This is a genomic window from Deltaproteobacteria bacterium GWC2_55_46 (genome assembly GCA_001595385.3).
In the GTDB taxonomy this organism is placed as follows: domain Bacteria; phylum Desulfobacterota; class GWC2-55-46; order GWC2-55-46; family GWC2-55-46; genus UBA5799.
The window spans coordinates 464,688-486,984 of record LVEI03000001.1; the positions used below are offsets into that span (position 1 = coordinate 464,688).

24 protein-coding genes and 1 other annotated feature are annotated in these 22,297 nt (G+C 56.0%); all 24 genes read right to left on the bottom strand.

Annotation, left to right across the window (positions count from 1 at the left end):
- Positions 1-290 precede the first annotated feature (290 nt).
- Complete coding sequence (locus A2V21_302200; GenBank protein ID OIJ73177.1) at positions 291-1,040, bottom strand: hypothetical protein; 750 nt, start codon at positions 1,038-1,040, stop codon at positions 291-293.
- A gap of 49 nt (positions 1,041-1,089) precedes the next feature.
- On the bottom strand, positions 1,090-1,914 hold the full coding sequence (locus A2V21_302205; GenBank protein ID OIJ73178.1) for a hypothetical protein: 825 nt from the start codon (positions 1,912-1,914) through the stop codon (positions 1,090-1,092).
- Positions 1,915-1,949: 35 nt separating this feature from the next.
- The gene (locus A2V21_302210; protein ID OIJ73179.1) at positions 1,950-3,140 is read right to left on the bottom strand and encodes an S-layer protein; all 1,191 of its coding nucleotides are present in this window, start codon (positions 3,138-3,140) and stop codon (positions 1,950-1,952) included.
- 11 nt (positions 3,141-3,151) lie between these two features.
- The gene (locus tag A2V21_302215; GenBank protein OIJ73180.1) at positions 3,152-4,111 is read right to left on the bottom strand and encodes a hypothetical protein; all 960 of its coding nucleotides are present in this window, start codon (positions 4,109-4,111) and stop codon (positions 3,152-3,154) included.
- Between the two features lie 2 nt (positions 4,112-4,113).
- Entirely contained in the window at positions 4,114-4,848 is a 735-nt protein-coding gene (locus A2V21_302220) for a hypothetical protein (GenBank protein OIJ73181.1), read from the bottom strand.
- A gap of 47 nt (positions 4,849-4,895) precedes the next feature.
- Entirely contained in the window at positions 4,896-6,080 is a 1,185-nt protein-coding gene (locus A2V21_302225) for a hypothetical protein (protein OIJ73182.1), read from the bottom strand.
- Positions 6,081-6,235: 155 nt separating this feature from the next.
- On the bottom strand, positions 6,236-7,411 hold the full coding sequence (locus A2V21_302230) for a hydrolase (protein ID OIJ73183.1): 1,176 nt from the start codon (positions 7,409-7,411) through the stop codon (positions 6,236-6,238).
- Positions 7,412-7,513: 102 nt separating this feature from the next.
- Complete coding sequence (locus A2V21_302235; protein ID OIJ73184.1) at positions 7,514-8,680, bottom strand: sulfate adenylyltransferase; 1,167 nt, start codon at positions 8,678-8,680, stop codon at positions 7,514-7,516.
- Positions 8,681-8,720: 40 nt separating this feature from the next.
- Positions 8,721-9,419, bottom strand: a complete 699-nt coding sequence (locus A2V21_302240) for a phosphoadenosine phosphosulfate reductase (protein OIJ73185.1) — start codon at positions 9,417-9,419, stop codon at positions 8,721-8,723.
- Entirely contained in the window at positions 9,388-9,912 is a 525-nt protein-coding gene (locus A2V21_302245) for a hypothetical protein (protein OIJ73186.1), read from the bottom strand. Before A2V21_302245 ends, A2V21_302240 begins: the two co-directional genes overlap by 32 nt.
- Position 9,913: 1 nt before the next feature.
- Positions 9,914-11,341, bottom strand: a complete 1,428-nt coding sequence (locus A2V21_302250) for an anion transporter (GenBank protein ID OIJ73187.1) — start codon at positions 11,339-11,341, stop codon at positions 9,914-9,916.
- A gap of 19 nt (positions 11,342-11,360) precedes the next feature.
- Entirely contained in the window at positions 11,361-12,554 is a 1,194-nt protein-coding gene (locus A2V21_302255; protein OIJ73188.1) for a hypothetical protein, read from the bottom strand.
- An 18-nt stretch (positions 12,555-12,572) separates the two neighbouring features.
- Positions 12,573-13,400, bottom strand: a complete 828-nt coding sequence (locus A2V21_302260; protein ID OIJ73189.1) for an adenylyltransferase — start codon at positions 13,398-13,400, stop codon at positions 12,573-12,575.
- Positions 13,401-13,493: 93 nt separating this feature from the next.
- The gene (locus A2V21_302265; protein ID OIJ75013.1) at positions 13,494-13,937 is read right to left on the bottom strand and encodes a hypothetical protein; all 444 of its coding nucleotides are present in this window, start codon (positions 13,935-13,937) and stop codon (positions 13,494-13,496) included.
- 53 nt (positions 13,938-13,990) lie between these two features.
- Positions 13,991-14,944, bottom strand: a complete 954-nt coding sequence (locus A2V21_302270; GenBank protein ID OIJ73190.1) for a cysteine synthase — start codon at positions 14,942-14,944, stop codon at positions 13,991-13,993.
- Positions 14,945-15,212: 268 nt separating this feature from the next.
- On the bottom strand, positions 15,213-15,449 hold the full coding sequence (locus A2V21_302275; GenBank protein OIJ73191.1) for a FeS-binding protein: 237 nt from the start codon (positions 15,447-15,449) through the stop codon (positions 15,213-15,215).
- Complete coding sequence (locus A2V21_302280; protein ID OIJ73192.1) at positions 15,446-15,727, bottom strand: molybdopterin synthase sulfur carrier subunit; 282 nt, start codon at positions 15,725-15,727, stop codon at positions 15,446-15,448. The genes A2V21_302275 and A2V21_302280 overlap by 4 nt, the downstream gene beginning before the upstream one ends.
- 45 nt (positions 15,728-15,772) lie before the next feature.
- Positions 15,773-16,018: a tRNA methyltransferase gene (locus tag A2V21_302285; protein OIJ73193.1), complete on the bottom strand. Its 246-nt coding sequence runs from the start codon at positions 16,016-16,018 to the stop codon at positions 15,773-15,775.
- A 4-nt stretch (positions 16,019-16,022) separates the two neighbouring features.
- Positions 16,023-16,913: a sulfite reductase gene (locus A2V21_302290; GenBank protein OIJ75014.1), complete on the bottom strand. Its 891-nt coding sequence runs from the start codon at positions 16,911-16,913 to the stop codon at positions 16,023-16,025.
- Between the two features lie 186 nt (positions 16,914-17,099).
- A complete protein-coding gene (locus tag A2V21_302295) occupies positions 17,100-18,353 on the bottom strand; it encodes a threonine synthase (protein ID OIJ73194.1) in 1,254 nt (417 codons plus the stop codon).
- 96 nt (positions 18,354-18,449) lie between these two features.
- Positions 18,450-18,565: a binding site (SAM riboswitch class I), on the bottom strand.
- Between the two features lie 99 nt (positions 18,566-18,664).
- On the bottom strand, positions 18,665-19,069 hold the full coding sequence (locus tag A2V21_302300) for a hypothetical protein (protein ID OIJ73195.1): 405 nt from the start codon (positions 19,067-19,069) through the stop codon (positions 18,665-18,667).
- 57 nt (positions 19,070-19,126) lie between these two features.
- Positions 19,127-20,050, bottom strand: a complete 924-nt coding sequence (locus A2V21_302305; protein ID OIJ73196.1) for a hypothetical protein — start codon at positions 20,048-20,050, stop codon at positions 19,127-19,129.
- Between the two features lie 17 nt (positions 20,051-20,067).
- A complete protein-coding gene (locus A2V21_302310; protein OIJ73197.1) occupies positions 20,068-20,409 on the bottom strand; it encodes a hypothetical protein in 342 nt (113 codons plus the stop codon).
- Positions 20,410-20,628: 219 nt separating this feature from the next.
- A complete protein-coding gene (locus A2V21_302315; GenBank protein OIJ75015.1) occupies positions 20,629-22,266 on the bottom strand; it encodes a hypothetical protein in 1,638 nt (545 codons plus the stop codon).
- Positions 22,267-22,297 lie beyond the last annotated feature (31 nt).

Sequence of the window (22,297 nt, forward strand, 5' to 3'; positions counted from 1 at the left end):
CAGGAGGAAAAATCTCAGGGGTCGCTTTTGATGGACTGTACGAGTAAGGCTATATGGGCTTTGGCTTTATATCTTTATGCCTCATCCAAGGCGCTGGGGCCTGTTTGACCAGGCCCCAGCCAATAACAGTTTAGCCGGGCTAAAAAAACACAGAGTTTGTTCAGGCTGCTTAAAAAACCATATGCGAGGCCCCAATTAAATCGGGAAGCGAGAATGAGGCGTACTCATTATGTACGCCGCAATGGCTGGCTTCTGGAGCCAACGACGCGGATGGACTTGATTCATGCCTGTTAAAAATCAGCCCTGAGCATCACGAAGGGCCCCTTTACGGTCAGGTCCGCGAGGTCGTCGTCGCTTTCAAGGTGGAGCTTAAAGATCCTGTAGCCGCCGGATATCACAACAAACGGCGCTGGCTTCAGGTTCACCATCGCCTCGCCATCGATGATATAAGCCTCGCTTCCGATGCCCATGCCCGTGACCTCTCCCCCGACGCTCAGGAGGAATGGAAGCCCGACCTGGGCCGCTATGCCGACCGTGGGTATCGGCGCCTTGAAGCTCTCGGTCTCATCGAGGCCGGCTGACGGGGCCGTGAGGCTCGCCTCTCCGTCAAAGTACTTTATCTCGAATATCACACCCAGGCGGTTGTTGAGCGTATCGATGAAATCGTACTCGTATCCAAGCCGGTGATAGCCCATCTTAAGCTCGGATTGAACATCGGTCGAGGCCGAGTAGGTCTCGCCGTTAAAGACTATGTTCTGGGTAGTGGTCTTGCTGCCGTTCCATTTTAGCGGCATATACCCGTACCTTATCTTGTGGCTCCCCAGCTCAAGGGTTATCCTTGCATCCAGAAAATCATCGTCCTCGACCCCGAGGTCGTCGGTTAAGTCTATCTCCGTTCCGCTTGTCCCGCCTTCAGTTACCTTGACCGTGCCGTCGAGGTCTGTAAACCAGTACCTTCCCTCGATATCGACGACAGCGAAAGCCATGGAACCGGTAAAGAGCACCAACATGAACGCGAACAAAAAAGAGAGCTTTTTCACAGACGACCTCCAGCTTTTATTATAGACCCGATTGCCTTATTCCAACGTCTCAGTTCAACACAAAGACGACCCTCGCGGCCTCGAAAAATCCGCCGGTCTGGTTCGCCGAGAAGACCATCACCGCCTCTTCCGGCGCAAGCTCGACGTCGGTACCCCTTACAACGCCGCTCGCCTTAACGACAAGAGGGTTCTTTGAGCCCCTCGCAGCGAGGATGGACATTGCCTCATCGATGCCGCTGGTATAACCCGCGGCGCCCCTTGAGGCGATAACCTCCCGCGCCACCTTTGACGGGTCATATATAGCCTCTCCGCCTTTTGTGATTATCCTGTTTATGAGCGCAGGCTTCATTTCCAGCTCCCGCGCGTCGATTATCAGCCCATCATAGCCCATGGCAGAGGCCGCCCCAGCAGGCTGGAAGGGCGGCATGGCGACCTCTCCTGAAAGTAGCGGGATAAGAGATCCGGCTATGCCCTGCAAGGGAACGGTTACGTAAACTGCCGCCATGGCGGCAGCGGGGTCGTAGACCTCTTTTACGACCCGCGCCCCCGTTACTACGCCCTCTACAGAGGTACGCACTACGTCCGATGAGGCGGCCGCATCCTTGACCGTCGTCTCCCCGGTGACCGCGACCCCGTTAAGTATCTCCGCCACTTCCCTCAACGCCGTTATCTTTGCCGCCCTCAGGGCGAGCATCCTCTTTTGCGCGGGTGAGATTGGCTTATCAGGGGCCGCACCCTCGCCTTTTACCATAACCCCACCTGCCATAAAGGCCTGTTTTGGGTCGAGCGTCTCCTGCGGCATATCGGTCAAGCCCGCCCAGGACGCGACGGCAAAGGCCAGCATGAAGACGGGCAATAGAAATATCTTACACATCAAGTCCTCCGTCAGGCTACTTCCAAACATTGTCCTTAATAGATATTCAACTGATGGCGAAGCGCCCTTATCGCCATTATCGCCTCGGCCCCGTCCACAGGCTCATCCGGCCTGAATTCGCCTGAAAGCCCGGTCTCCATCAGGTTCCTTGTGGTCACGCTCATAATGGCGTTGTACCAGGGCGAAGAGGTCTCAACGTCAGGGAATGGCGAGTTCCTGTGCCCTAAAAACGCCGAGGCAATCTTTGCGTTGCCCGTAAGCTTTATCACTATGTCCTCGAGGGCCAATGCCAGCTCTTTTCTCTTTACCGGCTCTTCGGGCCTGAAAAGATACGCGCGAGTGCTCTCGTCATAGACAGGCTCAAGGCCGCGGACGCCCCACTTGACCATCGATGAGACCTCTTCCCTGAACGGGCTTGAAAGGACGTCAGCCGGGACAAACGGCGGCTCCTTCGCTTTTTCAGGGATGCGTCCCGCGAAAAGCTTATCGACCTTTATCTCGTCTACGAAAAGGGCGGCCATATCGGCCCTGGTAACCGTATCCCTCAGGGCTATCCCCTTTCCGATGTCACCGAGCGTTATGCCGGAAAGGGCCCTTACGGCCTTATCTGTCCTCTTCCACGCCACGTCAGATGGTCCGTGCCACCTGCCCTCCTGCCTTGAGTTAAGGACTTGAGCGAAGCGCTCCCTTGCCTGCTGGAACTCCCTGGCCTCCATGTAGGCGATCCCCATGAAGTAATCGGCAGACTCCCTTGCCTGATAGTATGGGAGCTTAACGGGATCGACCTTGAGCTTCAGGGCTCCCCTGTAGCTCTTCTCAACGTCCTTTAGCCAGCCATTGCCCTTAAGTATGCTGTCTACCCTCATGGAAGCGAGCCTCCACGCGAACTCGTCCTCAGGGGTATCGGCATTTTTTTTCGCTGCCTTTAGTTCTCCGTATACTTTTTTTACCTCTTGGCTACGGTATTTATCATCCTTTACGTCCCTGGCCTTGAACGCCATGGCAATGGCGGCTCCTGCGTGCGCGGGCGAGTACTTCTCATCGCACCAGGAGGAACGGCTGAACTTTTCGGCGGCGGCATCGGTTTTGCCTGCCTCAAGCAGCTCCATGCCGGTGAGATAATGGTGGGCCGGGTTGTCCTCTGGCGCCGTGCACCTTACTGGCGTCTTCGAGCAGGAGAAGATAAATACAACGAGGAGGAGCGCAAGGGCTGAAAGCTTCCTCATCTCAGGGCCTCCTATTTTTTCACCTTTATCACGTCCCCAGCCTTAAAGCCCGTACCAGAGCTGACCTTGGCCTCGGAGATCATCTCGCCCTGGTGCTCTGCAAGAGTTACCTCACCGATGAGCTTCTCCCTCTTGCCGATCACCCTGCCGGTATCCGGGTCAACGAGGTCGGCCCCCGGCCTGTAGACAGAGAAGACGGTGCCCGGGTCGAGCCTGCTCCTGGTCCCGGCCCTCACGGTAACGCTCGAACCGTCTACGTCAAGGACCTTCCCCTGGAAAGGCAGCTGGTTCAGCTTGGCGACCATCTTGGTCATGGCCTTTGTGAGCGCGTCACGGAGCGCTCCGTCCCTTAGCCCCGGGTCAGCCGTTGCCTTTGAGCCAAGGCCGAGGATACCTCCGGTCGTCTTCGCGTACTCACCCATGCCGGATTCGGCTACAAGGCTCTTGCCGGTAGCGACATCTACGAGAGAGTAGTCTACCTGCACCCTCGCTATGTGCTTTTTCTTCTGGGTGATGATCCTCTCTACCGACTCTTCTACCTCGGCATAGGAGGTCACTGAGCCTGATATCCTGAAGTCGAGCGACTCATACCCGGCTCCCGCGTCCTTCAATCCCTTTTTCACTGCCCCGGTCTGCTGAAGCTCAATCAGCCTCTCCTGCTGCTTGAACTCCTCTTTCGTGACGACTATCGGCTCAAGCCCCGAGTTCTTGACTATCGTCCTCAGTATGTCGGTGGCGGCCTCGCCGACGCCTATGGTCCTGCTCGGCGTCTTGTTCTCGAACTCGAGTATGGCGATATTGTACTCAGGCCCCCTGTACAGGGCGCCTTCAGCCTCAAGCTCCCTGGTCTGCTTGGTCAGTGTCACGTCGTCCTTTACAGCCCCTGTGGTCTTTATGCCGCAGCCTGCGGCAAGGCCACCGATGGTTAACACAAACAACAACATGATGCTCTTTATCGTCTTTCCCGTCATCTCTACCTCCTTTGGTCCCTATCATCACGCTGCATAGGCCTTCCCGGCCCTGATGGCAGCCTCGCCATTACCCAGTTCATCATGCTCTCTGTCTCAAGCCAGAGGTGGACGCCAAGGGCCTTGGTCAGGAGCTTCTCGCCAAGAGATATCGCGGCGGCGTCCTCAGCTTTTTTTGTCGCCCCCGCCCTGATTACCCGCCAGTCCCTCAGCCCCTCTATTTCATCGAGCCCCTGTATGGCGCTGAAGGCCTCAAGGCCGTCATCCATCGCCTCTTTAAGCACCGTTACGCCGACCCCGGCCTTTGTCCCTGCGATGACACTTTTGACGCCCAGGCCCCTGGACCAGATGACAGCCCCGGTCCTGGTGTCTACCAGCTTGAATCCGGCCCTGACCTTCTTGACGTTATAAAAGCCCGTCGTGATGTCGTCGAAGTTCAATACGTAGCCGTATATCACGCCGTCTACCCCAAGTACCTCGCCAAGCTGTGCCGGGTTAGTCATCTCAAGCTGAGAGCCAAGGGTTATGCCCATCTGGTTCAAGAGCAGCTCGTCTACCTCTTTTAAAGGCATCACCCTGTAATGCCTGTGCTCTATCCTCTTCTGGAATTGCTCCCTTATCTCCTTCGGCCCGCCGACGTCGTTCGTGGCGTTGTAGAACGGAAGCACCGCTACCGTGTATACCGGGTTCGACAGGTCCGGCGGATACTTCGGCAAATGAGCGGCGCATGACGCCAGCAAAAAGATGAGCGCGATTAATAAAAGACCCTTCGGGATGTGAATATACCTCAGTTGCCGGCCTCCACCTCGATGGTATTCTGGGTAGCGCCGGTCACCCTGAAGCCCTCAAGCCTCGATATCTCGTCGGCTATCGCCTGGGCGGCGACCCTGGATTCTACCTCAAATGCGGCAACCCCTTCCACGAAGCTCCTCTGGTAAAGGGCCGCTATGCCCCTTACCCTCGACTTAAGGAGCCTTTTGAACTCGACTACATCATCGTAATCCGCGCCCTTAAGTGTTATCCTGACCGTTGCTGGCCCGGACCATTTTGAGGTTATCTGGGAGATAAGGCCTTTAGCCAGCTCCGCGGATGCCTTCGAAAGGGCTTCGGCGGCACCTGTTCGCTCAGAGATATGCCTTGATGTGCCGTACCCCTTCGCCGACGCGATGACGCTTCCGTCATCGACCCTCACAGCCTCTGCCGTTATGTCGGCGAGATAAGTGCCAACGGTGCCGCCAGCGCTTGCCCCCTGCCTTACAGAGGCCTTGCCGAATACCACTACTTCGGCTTGAAGGCCCTTGCCTGTCTCCCTTGCAAACAGGCTTGAAACATCGGCTGCGCCGTAGCCTTCGGCTATATCTTTTTTTTCAGCGCTCGCGGTTGTATCAACGACGCTAAACCCTCTGGCGATGAATATCTCCTTGAGGGCGGCCTCCGAATCGGGCATATCTATCGCTTCACGCGACTGCCACCAGGATGAGTATGAACTGCTTTCCATGCTCTTTTCGGCTATCATGAAGAGCACCCTGGGGCGTTCGGCCTTTCTCTGGAGAAGCCCCATGGCGTCGAGATCGCCTTCGATGTCCCCGGTTGCGACATTGGCCCTGACTGTAACCTGGTAGGTATCACCGGAACGGGCTTCGCCTGTAACCGCGTAATTGACGACATAGCCCTGGGTCCTGCTATAGACGCTGTCCCTCAAGACCTCATAACTTTCGACAACCGTCTCGGAAGAGATGATCGTCCCTACAGCCTGCTCTACGGCGTTCCTCAGGGCTTCGGCTATGGCGCTGTCACGGGCCATGGCTGCGTTGCCCCCCTGGATAGCGGAGGACCCGGTCGCGTTTATTGTTATCGACTTCTCTGCTGCTTGAATGTTTGCGAGGAAGAAAAAAGAGTATAGAAAAGAGAGGATAACTATTGAAAGGAGGGTTCTGGACGCCAGTCCAGGGCCCCAGGTCTTTCCAGTCATAAAATCCTCCAGAATCTTATACGGCCTTAAAGAGCCGCCCGGGGGTAAATACCCACAAGTTATACCACAAATACATCTTCAAGTCTAATTACCGAAGCAATAAATACAGCGGCTGACTTCACACACAGGCAGGATGGGGCTTAAGGACGATGAGTCTAGTCCCCCGTCTTAAAATCCTTTTTTACGGCCTCCATCGCTTCCGGGTTAAAGAGCAGCTCGATGGCCGTGAGCCCCAAGGCCTTTACGCCTTCGATGAGCGCCCTGTGGCCGTCCGGGGTGATGGTTGCGTCAGCGAACTCGTGGGTGTGGATGTTTATGCCGTCCCTTATGGGCACATGCGGATGGATGGTGGGTATGACCTGAGAGACGTTGCCTATATCGGATGAGCCGACGTTCTTCTCAGCGGCCTCAGTGGCTTCCGCCAATCCAAGCTCTTTAAGAGAGCGCCTGTAGACATCCGCGAAGGCCATGTTTATCTTCATCGGGGCATTGAGGTCCCCGGCCTCAACCGCCTCAAGGGTGCAGCCCGTGGCCGATGCCGCGCCCCTGGCGCAGTTTATGACACGCTCCCTTACTGAAGCAAGCTCGGTTAAGTCCTTCGCCCTTACGTAAAAGCTCGCCGAGGCCCTCTCCGGGATTATGTTCGGGGCCTTGCCGCCGTCCGTTATTATGCCGTGCACTCTGACATCGCCTCTTAGCTGCTGACGCAGTAACCCTACTGAGTTAAAGAGCAGTATTACGGCGTCAAGGGCGTTTATCCCCTCTTCTGGATAGGCAGAGGCATGGCTTGACCTGCCGTGGAAGGTAAAGTTGAGCCTCACGAGGCCGAGGAAGTGCTTCACGACCTTTCTCTTTGACGATCCGTGCACCATCATCGCGGCGTCGATATCGTCAAAGACGCCGGCCTTTATCATCTCTATCTTTCCCTTGCCAAGCTCCTCAGCTGGCGTGCCGAGCACCATGAGCGTGCCCTGCCCCGGCTTTAAAGGGCCGGAAAGCGCCATGGCAAGGGCCGCGCCAGCGCCGATGGAAGCGGTCCCCGCTATATTATGGCCGCAGGCGTGGCCTATTCCGGGGAGCGCGTCCATCTCTGCGAGAATGGCCACAGCGGGCCTTCCGGCGCCAAGGGTCGCCCTGAATGCCGTCGGCATACCGGCAATACCTGCTTCAACAACAAAGCCCGCCTCCTTGAGCAGGGCCCGCATCGCGGACGAAGTCTTCTCCTCCTTTAGCCCCAGCTCAGGGTTCCTGTAAAAACAGTCGCTAAGCTCGGTAAGCCTTCCGGCTAACGCGTCAGCTCCCCTTAGAAATTCCTCCCTGACCTTTAACATACAAGTTCAGTCTCCCCTTGGCTTTTGATAATACTGTACGGATGGACCTGGCATGCAAAAAGATGACGGGCCGCCCCGAAAGGGCGGCCCGTCATCTGCTCGTTACTGTGGCTGGCCCTGCATAGCCTCTATGAGTATCCTGGCGACCTCAGGCCTGCTGAACTCAGGCGGAGGGTATACGCCTGTACGGAGCATCTCCCTCACCTTTGTCCCCGAGAGGACGACATGCTCGGAGGAATCGTGCGGGCAGGTCTTGTACGAGGCCATGCCGCCGCACTTCTTGCAGTAGAAGGTGTGGTCGAAGAAGAGCGGAGTTATGCCGATGGCCTGCGGGTCGAAGTTCTCAAAGATGTAATGCGCGTCAAAGGTGCCGTAGTAGTTGCCCACTCCGGCGTGGTCCCTGCCTATTATGAAGTGGGTGCAGCCGTAATTCTTCCTTATGAGGGCGTGGAAGACCGCTTCCTTGGGACCCGCGTACCTCATGGCCGCCGGGTTCACGACGAGCGCGACCCTGTCCTTCGGATAGTAGTTCTCTATCAGGGCCTTGTAGCACCTCATCCTGACCGAGGCCGGGATATCGTCCCCCTTGGTCTCGCCGACGAGCGGGTGTATGAGTATGCCGTCGACTATCTCAAGGGCGCTCTTCTGTATGTACTCGTGCGCCCTGTGTATCGGGTTCCTGGTCTGGAAACCGACCACCCTCTTCCAGCCCTTCTCGTTGAAAAGGGCCCTTGTGTCCCTGGGGTCGAGCCTCTCTTCGATGAACTCGGTATGCTCGGGCCTCTTTACGAGCGATATCTTCCCGCCGAGCAGCATGTCGCCCATCTCGTACACCTTCTTTACGCCGGGGTGCTTGTCCTCAGCGGTGCCGTAGACCTGGATTGCCTCCTTCTCCTTGTCATGGGCGAATATCTCGTCTATGCGCATGGTGGCGAGTATCTCGCCCTCTCCGTTGGCAAGGGCCACTTCCATCCCGACCTTGAGCGCCTTGGCCTCCTCGCCCGTGGCAGAAAGGGTTATGGGCATCGTCCACGGAAGCCCGTTTTTAAGGTGCATGGTGTCCATCACCGCGTGATAGTCGTCCTTGCACATGAAGCCCTCGATCGGGCTGAAGGCGCCTATGGATATCATCTCGATATCGGATATCTCGCGGTCGTTGAGGGTAAGCTTCTTAAGCTCCTTTGCCCTCTTCGCCGTCTCTTCCCGTTCCTTTCCTTCAAGGGCCCTGTTCACCAGCACCCCGCCATGCGGCCTTATGAGTCCTTCCACTTGCTGCTACCTCCTCATATTATTCGTAAGAATCTTTTCCTTACTTATGCAGACCGCATTCGGTCTTCTGAAAGCCGGCCCACCTGCCTGCCCTCGGGTCATCTCCGGGCATGACAGGACGCGTGCAGGGCTCGCATCCGATAGAGGGGTAGTTCTTGTCATGGAGCGAGCAGTATGGGACGTTGTTCTTCCTGATATACTCCCATACATCCTGCGAGGTCCATCTGACGAGCGGGTTGATCTTGACGAGGCCGAACTTTGCGTCCCAGCTTACTACAGGCGCGTTTGCCCTCGTGGGGGCCTGATCGCGCCTGATGCCGGTTATCCAGCACTTGAGCCCTGAGAGGGCCTCGGCCAAGGGGACCATCTTCCTTATGTTGCAGCACTTGTCCGGCTCCTTCTTCCAGAGCTCGGGGCCGAACTCCGCGGCCATCTCTTCCAGTGTGGTCTTCGCGCCGTATTTCTCAAGCGTCACCCCGTACCTCTGCATGAGCTTCTCCTTCACCTCATGTGATTCCTTGAAGAGAAGATCGGTATCGAGGTAGAAGACCCTCGCGTCGGGCTTTATCTTCGTCAGCATATCCATCAGGGCCACGTCCTCCGCGCCGAAGCTGCAAGCAAGCGAAAGCTCGCCGGTCGCGAAGTTCTCTACAGCCCACCTTATCGCCTCTTCCGGGGCCTTGCCCTCAAGACCATCGCTAATCTTTTTAAGTTCTTCCTCTGTCCACGCCTTTGACATCTCCCTTTTCCTCCTTTATAGGTTCCTGGGTGTCGGTAAAGACGACAACTTCGCAGGAGGCCTTCTCGGCTATATCGTCCGCGAAGCTCCTGGAGAAGTATTTGAAGAACGCCCTTCTCTTCCTCTTTACAAGCACCGCCGTGGTTATTTCCATCTTCTCTATTATGGAGAGCACCTTCTCAACCGGCTCCCCTCGCTCAAGGAGGGGCTCGAAGGCTACCCCTTCCTCCATCGCCTTTATCTGCACCTTGCCGAGCTCCTCGTATCCCCTCTGCCTGTACTCTTTCATTATCGCCTCGGATACCTGGGCAGAGGGCTTGTCCCCGATGAAGCCTATATCGGTGAAGGTATCGAAGACGTCACTTGCGGCGCCTGTCTCGAGGAGGTAGAGGGCGATGAGCGCGCCGTTACAGTCCTTCGCCTTCTTAACGGCGAAAGTGACGGCCTCTTGGGCCTTGGCATGTCCGGAGAGTACCAGGAGCACCTTTTTCATGTCAATACCCCATGCCTATAAGAGGCCACCAGTACGCCGCCACAAGGTTGAAGGTTATCCACGCCACCACGGTCATTATAACGCCGCCCTTTATCATGTCCCGTACCGTAACGTAGTTGGACGATACGGCTATGGCGTTTGCCGGGGTCGACATAGGGAACATGAAGGCCAATCCAGCCGGAACGGCTACCGCGAAGGTGACGACCGACGGCTCGATCGACAGGCTCTGGGCCAGCCCGATGCTCACCGGCAGCAGCACCGCTATGACGGCCGCGTTGCTCATCGCCTCTGTCATCATAATCGCGAGTAACGAAAATACCGCGAAGATCGTCCACGGGCTCACTGCCCACGCCCCGACCGCCCCTTTTACGAGCCACTGGGCGGCCCCGCTCCGGTCGAGCGCGGTCCCCAGTATTATGGCCCCGCCGTACATGAGTATTATACCCCAATTGACGTATTCCTCTATATCTTTCCATCTTACGAGCTTAAAGACAAAGAGGGCCACTACCGAGCTGAGGGCGATCGTCGCCAGTCCCATCCTGGCGCCGAGGAACATCCAGGCCGCGATCGTAACGGCCAGCACGCCGCCAACGGCGTATTCGGAAAAACTTATCTTTCCAAGACCCTTGAGCCTTTTAATGATGACCTGGCGGGCGTTCTCGACCCCTGTTATGTCTACCGGATAGATCCTCGTAAGGAGGAAAAACCCGACAAAGAGCATGATGACAACCAGCGGCAGGACAGCTATGGTGTAGTCGAGAAACCCTATGGTATCCCCGGTCGTCTCCTTGAGTATGCCTATCGCGAGAGGCACCCTCGCGCCCCCAAGGAAGGTGGCCACCCCGCCGATGACGCACCCCCACGCCAGAGAAAAGAAGAGGAGCTTGCCGTAATTGGACTGCCCTGGCTTGAGCCCAAGCGCCTTTGATATCTCGAGCACGATGGGAAAGAGCATCGCGGCCACGGCGTGCTCGGACATGAAAAACGACAGTATAGCCGCCAGGAGGAATATGCTCACAAGGAGCTTTTTCGGCGAATGGCCGTACCTCTTCATTATGTTAAGCGCTATCCTGTTCGAGAGGCCGGAGTGCATTACAGCGCCGGCGAGTATGAACGCGCCGAGGATGAAGAATACCGCCTCATTGCCGAAAAGGCCGTAGGTCTCCTTATGAGGGAGTATCCCGAGCACAGGCACAAGGACGATGGCGAAAAGGCTCGTTATGGCCAGCGGCACCACGTTTGTGACCCAGAGGACGAGGCAGAGAAGGAATACGGCTATGGCCTTCTGCCCCTCGGGAGCGAGGCCTGCCGGCGCCGGCATGGTTATGAAATAAAGGAATAAAAGAGCGAGTATGAAAAAGAAAAGAGGCCTTACCGCCTTAAGCGCCAGTATCAGCCAGATGGGCCGGGTATCTATCTCTATGCTCACAAAACGGCTCCGGAAACTTTCAGTGCTTTGTCGGGTCAGGGTCCTTGTCAACGACCCTGAGCTTCCTTCTCAGGGACGAGAGTCCCCACGCTGTCCTCATGCCGATCTTCGATTTATAGAAGCTCTCGATTATGCCGCCCTTTGATTCATCCACCAGGCCCCGTATCTCAGCCGGGGTCGTCACCATGCTCAGGTCCCGCACCCAGTTGAGGTTCACCTTCTTTTTCTTCACGGCCTTGTACAGGTGCTTGTAGACCGGGAGTATTATCTCGGTGGTAAGCGGAGAGATGCTCAAGTCCTTCTCCGATGAGGGCCTGTATATGGGGAGTATCGGCACTACCCCGATATCGGTCAGAAAGTCTATCCCCATGCACGTCGACCCCGGCGGCTCAAGGCCCACTATGAGGTGGGATGCTACGGTGCCGTTCGGGAAGATCTTCGCGGCGTAGCCCAGCGCCTCGATATATCTTTTTCTGCCGATGAGCGCCGCCCTGCCGGGGCATATTATCTCAAAGAGCTCCTTGTCGAATATCTCGATATTGAAAAGGAGCGAATCAGCCCCAATGGCGTACGTCTCGTCTATCCAGCGGTTCTCCCTGGGCGGAAGGGCCTCTACCGCCACAAGACAGTTGAATGTCTTCTTTATCGCGCTTATGTATGGCCTCAGGAACTCTATGCCGCCGTCGTCCCCGGGGCTAAAGCCGATGGACAGGTAGATTGTCTTCGAGGCCCCTTCCTTCAGGACCGCCTCGACGGTCTCTATGACCTCCTCTACCGTATAGTCGCGCCCTGCGCCGCCAGAGACGTTAAAGTTGCCGGCGCAGTACTTGCACTCTATGCTCCTGTTGAAGAAGTCGCATCTTTTCGAGGGGGTCACGACCGTGTAGCTGCCGTGGACTGTAGCTATCTCTGAGAAAGGCACTCCCGTAGAGGTCTTCCTGCCGTAGAAGGCGGGCCGTGGCACAAGCTCGACAGCCACCTCTCCATTGCCGTCGGTTATGGTGTAGGTCTCTCCCCTTCTTTTCAAGGTATAAGGAGAACCCTTGGTGAACTCTTCCCTGCACGGGATATTGACAAGGGTGTTCTGCGGAAGGAGTATGTCTATCCCGGAACATCCGCACGCCCACGCCTTTACCACGGGGTCGTCCATCCTTATCCCGCGGAGCATCAGGTCTATCTTGAGCGAGGCCGGGTTGTCCAGGTATCTGCCCATCTATATCCTATTCTATTATCACTTCTCGCAAGTAGCGGCTGTCCTCAATTCGCAGGCCTGTTCCTCATATGCCACAAGCTCGCGTATGGTGGCCTTGTCTCCGCAAAGGCCGCACTCAGGGTCCTTCCTGACCTTCACCTTCCTGAAGGTCATCTTGAGGGCGTCGAATATCATGAGATGGCCTTCAAGGGTGTCGCCTATGCCCAAAAGGAGCTTGACCGTCTCTACAGCCTGCAGTACCCCTATGACGCCTGCAAGCGCCCCAAGGACGCCAGCCTCCTGGCAGCTAGGCACCAGCCCCTTTGGGGGAGGCTCAGGGTACAGGCACCTGTAGCACGGGAAGCCCCTCCTGGGGTTAAAGACCGATACCTGGCCGTCGAACCTGAACATCGACCCCGAGACGAGCGGCTTTTGCTCGAAATACGCGGCGTCGTTCATGAGGAACCTCGTCGGGAAGTTGTCGCTCCCGTCGAGAACCACGTCATAGTCCCTGATTATGTCCCTGATATTCTCGACGTTCAGCCGCCCGTGGAACGGCACGACATTTACGTCCGGGTTCAATTTATTTATGGTCTCCATGGCCGAATGGACCTTCGGCATGCCGACCCTGTCGTTATTGTGGATTATCTGGCGCTGGAGGTTGCTTAAGTCCACGCAGTCGCCGTCAGCTATGCCTATCGTCCCGACACCTGCCGCGGCGAGGTACATTAGCGACGGAGAGCCGAGGCCGCCTGCGCCCAGGACAAAGACCTTGCTCTTAAGAAGCTTTGCCTGCCCCTTGCCGCCCACTTCGGGCAATATTATGTGCCTTGAATACCGTTCGATCTGCTCTTCTGTGAAGTCCATTTTCCTTAAAACCCTCCCGTCCGTAATGCAAAAAAAGCCCCTTGCAGGGGCAGAGGTAGATACTGGATATCAAATCCTATCGTTTTTGAACCGTCAGATGATCTTTATCTTCTCTTCCTTGAAGGAAGCGTTCTCGTCCTCGATGCCCCAGCTCCTCGCGGATACGTCCTTGCCGCCTGCCACAGAGATTATGATGTAAGAGTACCCGGGCTGCGCCCATTCCCTGTCGGTGGCCGAGGGCTTGTCGGGGTGGTCGGGGTGCGAGTGATAGAAGCCCATGACGTCCATCCCCTGCGTCCTGGCTATCTTGTCAATAAGATTAAGCTCCTTCGGGTCTATCATATACCTGTCATGGGCCCTGTCGTTGTTGGCGTTGGTCGCCCTGTGCGACTCGAAGACCTTTGGCGCGTGGTAGGTCGTGCCTACAAGCACCCCGCAGCACTCGTTGGGGTACGCCTCCTTCGCGTGGTTTATTATCTCGTCATATACCGACTTCGATATCTGTATTACGCTTTTGCCGAGGCCGAGAAAGGATATCACGGAAATATCGCTCCTTCTTTAATTAAGACGGGCCGCCTTTCGGCCGGCTGTTATAACTCCCACAGGCGGGTGGAGAGGTACTTGTCCCCGCCGTCAGGGAAGATCACGACTATAAGGCCTTTCTTGAGCTTCCTTGCGACCTCAAGCGCCCCCCACATGGCCGCGCCAGAGGACTGGCCTACCAGTAGGCCCTCCTCCCTGGCAAGCCTCTTTACCATGGTATAGGACTCTTCCGTGGGGGCCGGGGCCTTCTCATCAAGCTCGTCCTCGTGGTAGATGCCAGGGACGATGGACGAGGCCATGTGCTTCAAGCCCTCGAGGCCGTGGAAGGCGGCAGCCGGCTCTACGGCTACTACGCGTATATCCTTATTGAATTCCTTGAGCCTCCTGCCAGTGCCCATGATGGTGCCGCCGGTGCCGATAGAGGCGACGAAATGCGTTATCCTGCCCTCGGTCTGCTCTATTATCTCAACTCCGGTGCCGTTGAAGTGCGCGAGAGGGTTTGACGGGTTGTTGTACTGGTCGAGCTTGCAGTACTTCTCCGGGTTGTCGACGTATAGCTTCCAGGCGAGCCTTATCGCCCCGTCAGAGCCCTCGAGAGGGTTTGAGTAGACGACCTTCGCGCCAAAGGCGTGGAGTATCTTCTTCCTCTCCTCGCTTACGTTGGCAGGGACCACGAGCTCTACCTGGTAGCCCTTCACGGCCCCTATCCAGGCATAGGCTATGCCGGTATTGCCGGAGGTCGAGTCAAGTATGACCTTCTCCTTCGTGAGCCTGCCGCTCGTCTCTGCGTCGAGTATCATACTGAGGGCGGCCCTGTCCTTTACCGACCCTCCCGGGTTGTAGCCCTCCAACTTGACATAGACCTCTACCTCAGGAGGCAGGTTTTTTGTGATGTTGTTTATCTTTACAAGCGGTGTATTGCCAACAAGGTCCAGAACCGAGCCCTTTATAGCGGAGAATGCCTTCTGCGGGGCAGCCTCAAGCAGCCTTTGTCCTCTCATAACCCATTACCTCCCCACGGGGGGTGAACTTTACAACTCAAAACCGCTGAAACAGCAATGGAAAAACGGCAATGGAATACCTTAGTAAGCTTCTCAAGCTTATAATACCTTACTAACTCTGTCAAGATATTTTGGCCAAGATAGCAAGGGCAGGTAAAAAAAAGGGAACCCCATCCTGTACGGCGGGGTTCCCTTTGCAAATCAAGTGTTTCCGAAAAAAACTACCCCAAAAGAGCCGGGGCAGTCTATCCCAGGAAAAACTCTCCGGCTACTCGATGATACCCAGCTCGATGGGCTCTACCTTGACGCCCTTTTCGATGAAGAACTGTATCGCCTTCTCTATCTCCTCCGGCTCACCTTCAAGCTCGAGGGCAACAAGACCTATCTTGTCAGACACGCTCGCCTGCCTGATATTGGTCATGACGTTGAAGTTCTTGCCGACGTAGTAAAGAAGCGGCTCCTTTACCTGCTCTTTCGGGTAGGTGAGATAGACCCTTTTCTTCAAGATACGCCTCCGGCGATGGCTGGGATTATGGAGAGCTCGTCGTTTTCCCTGAGCGCGGTCTCCATATTTTCCTTGAACCTTATATCCTCGTCATTGAGGTATATGTTCACGAACCTGCGGAGCTTGCCATTGTCCTCGCAGATCCTCTCCTTGAGCCCCGGGTAGTTCCTCTCGAGGTCTTCTATTATCTCGGCGACATTCGCGCCTGAGGCGGTAACCTCGTCAGAGCCGTTCGTGAGCTTGCGGAGCGGGGTCGGAATCCTCACCTTTACAGCCATCTTCTGTCCTCCTGATTTCGAAAATTGGGCGTAGCCTTGACCTTATTAAGAGCCCCTCTGAACCTTCAGCCTGAAGCTGTCGCCTTCACGCTTGACCTCGACGATCTTGTGCCCCTCGTCCTTTATGGACTTTGGCACGTTCTGTATGGGGTCTCCGGAATCGAGTATCACCTCAAGCACCTCGCCAGGGCTCATGGTCTCGAGCTTGAGCTTGGTCTTGACGAAGTTGATGGGGCATAGCACCCCCCTTAAATCGAGTGTGGCTTGCGTCTTGATATCGGTATCGGACATCTTCTCACCCTTGCGCGGCAGCGGCCGACTGGTTATTCTGGAATACGGGCTCCATGAACTTGAGATAGTTCTCCAGGCCCACCCTCTCTATAGCTGTCCCTATCCTTTCGCCCCTCTTGCCGTTGGCGTTGTACCATTCAACCGTCATCCTTACGGCGTCGGCGACCTTTTCATCCGGGAGGAACTTGCATACCTCCTTGGCCTCCATGGGGTGCCTGCCATGCTTGCCGCCGACCCTCACGGTATGGCCGTATTTCCCGGCCTTCCATGCCTCTGTCGGGCATGCCCTAATGCAGTCGCCGCAGTAGATGCACTTCATCGGGTCGAATATTGGCTTGCCTGTATCAGGGTCGGACTCTATAGCGCCCTCTTTGCAGGCCGGGGCGCAAAGTGTGCAGCCGGTGCAGTCCGCCTCCACCCAGACCGGGTCGACTACGCCCTGAAAGCCCAGGTCCATCTCCTTGGTCCTGGAGCAGTCTATGGGGCAGCCGGAAAAGCAGGTCTTGAACTTGTGCGGCGTAGGGGTGCCGAAGAACTTCTCGTCGACCATCTGCGCGAGCCCCTGCGTGTCTGTGAGCCCGTTCGGGTTGTACTCGCAGCCGCCGCAAGCGGTCGGGACCCTCACTCTCGGGCCGCAGGAGGCGACCTTCTGCCCGACCTTCTCAAGGTCGGCCACAAGGGCGTTGAAGTCCTTGTAATCGACGTACAGTATCTCGAGCGACTGGCGGTAAGAGAGGTGGACGACCCCCTTTTTGCTGTATTTTTGCGCCAGCTTCGATATCTCAACGAGCTTATCGGTGGTAAGCTTGCCGCCAGGGCACCTGAGCCTTACGGTAAAAAGGTCCTTCTGCTTCTGCTTTATGAAACCGCCGGACTTGAGGTCGTTGAAATCCATCTTCTGCGCTGGGCCTTCGATGGAGACAGTCACTTTGTTTGACTTATCTTCGATGAAATGGTCGGTCATATCCTGCAAGGTTCCTTTCCCCTGGAAAACTTAGGTATTTGGCACAAAAGGACGGCTGAACCGTCCCAATGCTCAATCATACCAGAAAAAACTTGAGAAATAGAAGCGAAAAAATCCTCAACCCTTTACCGCGTACTCTTTCCCGTTGGCCTTGACCAGGTCGTCGAACTCCTGCAGCCTTGCGTTGATGACGGTAGGCTGGCCTATCTTCCCGTGGAGAGCCTCCTGGGTTTTAAGCCCGTTGCCGGTTATGCAGATGACTATTGATTCGTCCTTTGGTATCCTGCCGGCCTCGATGAGCTTCTTTGTCGTCCCGAGGGTAACGCCTCCGGCGGTCTCGGCGAATATCCCCTCTGTTTCGGCCAGGAGCTTCATCGCCTCTATTATCTCCTCATCCGTAACGCACTCGCCCCAGCCGCCCGAGTCCCTCATGACCTTCGCCGAGTAGTATCCGTCGGCCGGGTTGCCGATTGCTAAAGACTTGGCTATCGTATTGGGCCTCACCGGGCGTATGAGCTCGCTCCCCTCCTTGACGGCGTTCACTATCGGGGAGCACCCGGCGGCCTGGGCGCCGTAGAACCTGGTCGTGTTCTCCGGCACAAAGCCCAGTGTGTGAAGCTCCTTGAAGGCCTTGTGTATCTTGGTTATGAGAGAGCCTCCGGCCATAGGCACGACTATGTGCTTCGGGAGCGTCCATCCGAGCTGCTCCGCTATCTCGTAGCCGAAGGTCTTGGAGCCTTCGGCGTAATAGGGCCTGATGTTGATGTTCACGAAGGCCCAGCCGTATTTCCCGGCTATCTCGCTGCAGAGCCTGTTCACTTCGTCGTATGTGCCCTTTATGGCGACGACGTTTGCGCCGTAGACGAGCGTGCCGAGTATCTTTGTCTGCTCAAGGTCGTACGGGATGAATACAAAACTCTCCATGCCGCAGGCCGCGGCGTTGGCCGCCACGGAGTTGGCGAGGTTGCCTGTAGAGGCGCACGCCGCTATCTTGAAGCCCATCTCCCTGGCCCTCGATATCGCCACAGATACGACCCTGTCCTTGAACGAAAGCGTCGGGTAGTTGACCGCGTCGTTTTTTACGTAGACCTCTTTCACGCCGATGGCCTTCGCGAGGTTATCTGCCTTTATCAGCGGGGTGAACCCGACCTGGGCGCCTACCGTTGGCTCGCCCTCTATCGGAAGGAGCTCCTTGTATCTCCACATGTTCGGCGCCCTTTTCTCTATCTTCTCCCTGGTGAGGACGCCCTTTATCTTCTCGTACTCGTATACGACCTCAAGAGGGCCGAAACACAGCTCGCAAACATGGAGCGCCTCTTTCGGGTATTCCTTTCCGCACTCCCTGCATTTCAACGCCTTCATGTAACTCATTTAACCTCTCCTCCTTTTATCCTCCGGCACAAAGCCCAAGAACCGAACAAAAAAAAACCCCTTCTTATGATAAGAAGAGGCTCCGCTTAAAACCCTTTCTTATCTTCCAAGGCTAAAAAACCTTGCTGGAATTAGCACCTGGCGCTCCGCCAAAGGCGGAACCGGTTGCTGTGGCTTCACAGGGCCAGTCCCTCTGCCACTCTCGATAAGATTACCGATATTAAATTATCGTACAGATTTATAATACAACTCTCCCTGGGTGTCAAGGGCTTTTTGCCTGGGCTGCCCCCCTTAAGTCCGTCCATTGCCTTCTATTTTATGTGGCAGGCCATGCAGAGCCTGCTGGCGGTATTGTCAATTATAAGGAGCGGATCAGGCTGGGAGCCATCCCTTGTCATGGAGTCCGCCTCGTGCTCACCGGCCTTATATTGGGTATGGCAGGTACCGCAGCCGATCTTCCCTTCCGGAAGCCTTATCGACGGGTCAAGGAAGGGTATGCTTACAAGGGCTGGGTTCCCACTTGAGGCCAGGGCGTAGTCAACGCCTATAGGATGGTCGCAGTCAGCCTCATGGCAGAGGAGCGCCCCCCTTACGGATATCTCATTGTGGCAGCCCAGGCATTCCATCGACTCCTGGTCAAGGAACGCATCCAGGCAATGGGCCGGGACCGGCATAAGCGCAAGGAGGCAAAAAGCAAGAAGAAGCCTGACCGCCATACCTTATATCCTTTGTTATTACATGTTGCTTCAAAACTCAAAATCATGTTCAGCCTGCTAAAACTTGTAGTTGACCCCTAACATTATGGCTTTCGAATCCCAGTTCACGTCGTTAAGCGGCGTATCGGAGGCGGTGCCGTCCGAGAAATAGGTCCTGTCCGTGCCATCGGAAGCTGACCAGTCCTGGAGGTCGAACCTGCCGGCGAGCGACCAGTTCCTCTCCATAGCATACTCGGCCCCGAGCGAAATGACAACCCCCGTGCCTGTTGCCCAGTGCTCAAAGCTTACCGGGTGGGCGAAATCAGTCCTCAGGTTCCAGTCGGCCTCAGCCCTGTAGTAGGCGAGGTGGTACTCGAAAGAGCCCAAAAGCGACAGCTTCCTGTAGGAGTAAGATAGGTCTACCCCGGCCCACGGCCCTGCCCAGCGGGCCTCGTAGGTGCTGTCGAGGCCGCTGAACGGCCCGACGTCCCCTGTGGGCGAGATGGTCTGAAAGCCGTCCGTCAGGGTGAGGTTCTGCTTATGATAAGAGAGGCCCGCTACCGGTATTATATCCAGGGCCCCGGCCGGTGTGGCAAACCTGAAGAGGTACCCCATACCGGCGGAGAAGTCCCAGAGCGAGCCATCGTCCGTTTTATTGTTGGACCGCGAGTACTCAAGTGTCCTGTTGTCTCCCCTGTAGTCAGAGTCCTGGTTCTCTCCGCTTGTGATGAAGGCATACCCGGCGTAACTCCTTATATATACGCGGTCGAGGTATATCCTCGCCTTTGCCATGGCCTGGTAGCTTTCAAGGTCCGTCCACGTAAGCTCTGAGAGGACGTTGACGACGTTCCCATACGGAGACACGCCGGATATGTTCCAGTCAAGGTTATCGACCCTCTTCCCGGCGGAGAATTCGATTTTAGATATTTCATCGGCGGCGCTGGCACCGTTGAGGAAAAAGAGCGTTACCGCCGCAACCGTCAAAACAAGGCACTTCTTCATCTCAAACCTCTTGTCTGTTAAAGGCCATCATCAATGATGCCGAACCTGGTCTCGCTTATCCCTTCAGACCTGCAGACAGGGCACCTGGAGGGGGTCTTGAGCCTATCCCGTTTTCTGAAGACAAAGCCGCATTCCATGCATTTTGAAGGATCAACGACAAACAAAGGGCCCCCATGCCCTCCCCTGGGGGTTGACCTTGAGATATGAGGCAGGTGATAGATGACATCCTTCTCGCTTATGCCTACCGCCTTTGATATATCCCTGGCGGTAAGCATATTGCCCTTCAAAGCCTCTATTATCCTCTGGCGGATTGTAAGATCTGATTGGCTCACAGGCGGATAAGGTACGGGAACTGGAATTGGTCAGGAGAAAGAAGAAACCGTCAAAGGGTTCAAACGACAGATGGAGTATACCACAGTCTGGCTTAACCGCAAAGGTATTCTGGATTTTTCTTTAACTGAGGTAAAAGGGAAAAACCAAAGAAGTCAAATGCTTGAAGGATGTCATAAAGAGAAGGTATGAGATATTGAGCGCCCATAGAAAGGGGCGCTCAATGGACTTGTTTTTTCAGCAGCCTCTTAATAGACCTCGTTAAAAACGCTCAGAACATGCGGCAGGAGCTGCTTTTTCCTTGAGATCACATTTTTAAGCTCAAATACGCTCTCCTTGAGCCTCGGGTAATCGAGCTTGCAGATGACCTCCTTTTCGCCGGTGGCCAGAAGAAGCGATGTGCCAAGGGTGATATCCGTAACGAGCAGAGCGGAGAGCTTCAACTCCTTTTTATCCCGGGCCTTGACGAGCTCGTCCATGAGCTTTTGCGCCTCTGAATGGAACTCGTCGAAGCCGATAGTCTCGACCTGGCCGATGCCGAACTTCTTGCCCTTGGCCTCGAATACCTTGAAGTCGCTCCCGACGACCGCCTCCGGCCCCCTCTTGCTTATGCTCGCCGTCGAGCCGAAGATTTCTGCCCCGTATGTGTTATGGTCAAGGCCCGCCCTCTCCTCAAGCCATTTGACTATTTCCCTGTCGCGCTCCGTGGTCGTGGGCGACCTCAGTATCACGGTGTCAGAAAGGACCCCTCCGAGGAGGATACCGGCTACCTCCTTCTTTATGGGGGCGTCCTTCCTCCTGTAGAGCTCGGATACGAGCGTCGAGGTAGAGCCGACAGGCTCGCAGATGAAGGATATGGGCAGCGTGCAGTTGAAATTGCCTATCCTGTGGTGGTCGACGACCTCGACTATATTTACCTTCTCCGCCCCGTCCACGGCCTGCGAAATCTCGTTATGGTCGACGAGGACCAGGTTCGTGCCGGCGGGCTTCAATATGTCGGACTTTGTTATGACGCCCTGCATGACCCCGTTCCCGTCGAGGACTATCAGCCCGGCCGCGGCGGCGGCCTTTGACTTTAAGCTCTCGACCAGGTCATCCGGAGATACAGTCTCAAAGCTCCTCTCGCATACCATGTAAGCCGGGGTGCTGACCCTCACGAGGATCGAGGTCGTGGCCGAGTCGAAAGGAGATACTATTATGCTTACGCCGCGCTCTTTCGCCGCCTTCACAACGCATTCATCAACGTCGAAGCCGCCTGATATGATGAGAAGGCCGACGCCCTTCTCAACGGCCCTCTTCTGTATATCAGCCCTGTCGCCGACTATCAGGGCGCACTTGCCGGGGTCCTCCTGACCGAGTATGTAAAGGAAGGCCTCCTCTGACATCGCGCCGATGTAGACTGTGAGTGTTATCTCTTTAGAGCCGAGGGTGTCGTTTTTGACCCTCGCGCCAAGGGTTGCGATGATATTTCCAAGCGAGGTAGTGACCTCTATCGAGTGCTCGGCCTCAAGATACCTCTTGGCAAGCTCCATGAGGGTGAGTACGCCCTTGGGCCTGCCGTCCCCGTCGAGCACCGGCATGAACCTGACCTGCTCCTCCCTCATAAGCTCAAGGACCTTGTGGAATGGGGTCTGCTCTGTAACTGTGACGACCCCGGTTGACATGATGTCCTTTGCCCTGGGATGCACGTCCGAGATATACCTTGGAGGCTCGACGTTATTGTACTTGAGTATGAACTCGGTCTGCGGGTTCAGGTCACCGGCGCGGGCCGGGACGAACGCCCCCTCGCCGAGGGCGCTCTTAAGCTCCGCAAGGCCTATGGCAGAGCAGACAGAATCAGAATCAGGGTTCTTGTGTCCGATAACGTATACCGCTTCCTTAGCCATTGACGCCGCTTTTTCCTTTCCGTCCATAACT

Coding starts and splice junctions, on each gene's coding strand:
- A2V21_302205 (OIJ73178.1), bottom strand. CDS start 1,914: ATGTGTAAGATATTTCTATTGCCCGTCTTCATGCTGGCCTTTGCCGTC.
- A2V21_302210 (OIJ73179.1), bottom strand. CDS start 3,140: ATGAGGAAGCTTTCAGCCCTTGCGCTCCTCCTCGTTGTATTTATCTTC.
- A2V21_302215 (OIJ73180.1), bottom strand. CDS start 4,111: ATGACGGGAAAGACGATAAAGAGCATCATGTTGTTGTTTGTGTTAACC.
- A2V21_302225 (OIJ73182.1), bottom strand. CDS start 6,080: ATGACTGGAAAGACCTGGGGCCCTGGACTGGCGTCCAGAACCCTCCTT.
- A2V21_302230 (OIJ73183.1), bottom strand. CDS start 7,411: ATGTTAAAGGTCAGGGAGGAATTTCTAAGGGGAGCTGACGCGTTAGCC.
- A2V21_302240 (OIJ73185.1), bottom strand. CDS start 9,419: ATGTCAAAGGCGTGGACAGAGGAAGAACTTAAAAAGATTAGCGATGGT.
- A2V21_302245 (OIJ73186.1), bottom strand. CDS start 9,912: ATGAAAAAGGTGCTCCTGGTACTCTCCGGACATGCCAAGGCCCAAGAG.
- A2V21_302255 (OIJ73188.1), bottom strand. CDS start 12,554: ATGGGCAGATACCTGGACAACCCGGCCTCGCTCAAGATAGACCTGATG.
- A2V21_302260 (OIJ73189.1), bottom strand. CDS start 13,400: ATGGACTTCACAGAAGAGCAGATCGAACGGTATTCAAGGCACATAATA.
- A2V21_302270 (OIJ73190.1), bottom strand. CDS start 14,944: ATGAGAGGACAAAGGCTGCTTGAGGCTGCCCCGCAGAAGGCATTCTCC.
- A2V21_302280 (OIJ73192.1), bottom strand. CDS start 15,727: ATGGCTGTAAAGGTGAGGATTCCGACCCCGCTCCGCAAGCTCACGAAC.
- A2V21_302285 (OIJ73193.1), bottom strand. CDS start 16,018: ATGTCCGATACCGATATCAAGACGCAAGCCACACTCGATTTAAGGGGG.
- A2V21_302290 (OIJ75014.1), bottom strand. CDS start 16,913: ATGGATTTCAACGACCTCAAGTCCGGCGGTTTCATAAAGCAGAAGCAG.
- A2V21_302295 (OIJ73194.1), bottom strand. CDS start 18,353: ATGAGTTACATGAAGGCGTTGAAATGCAGGGAGTGCGGAAAGGAATAC.
- A2V21_302300 (OIJ73195.1), bottom strand. CDS start 19,069: ATGGCGGTCAGGCTTCTTCTTGCTTTTTGCCTCCTTGCGCTTATGCCG.
- A2V21_302305 (OIJ73196.1), bottom strand. CDS start 20,050: ATGAAGAAGTGCCTTGTTTTGACGGTTGCGGCGGTAACGCTCTTTTTC.
- A2V21_302315 (OIJ75015.1), bottom strand. CDS start 22,266: ATGGCTAAGGAAGCGGTATACGTTATCGGACACAAGAACCCTGATTCT.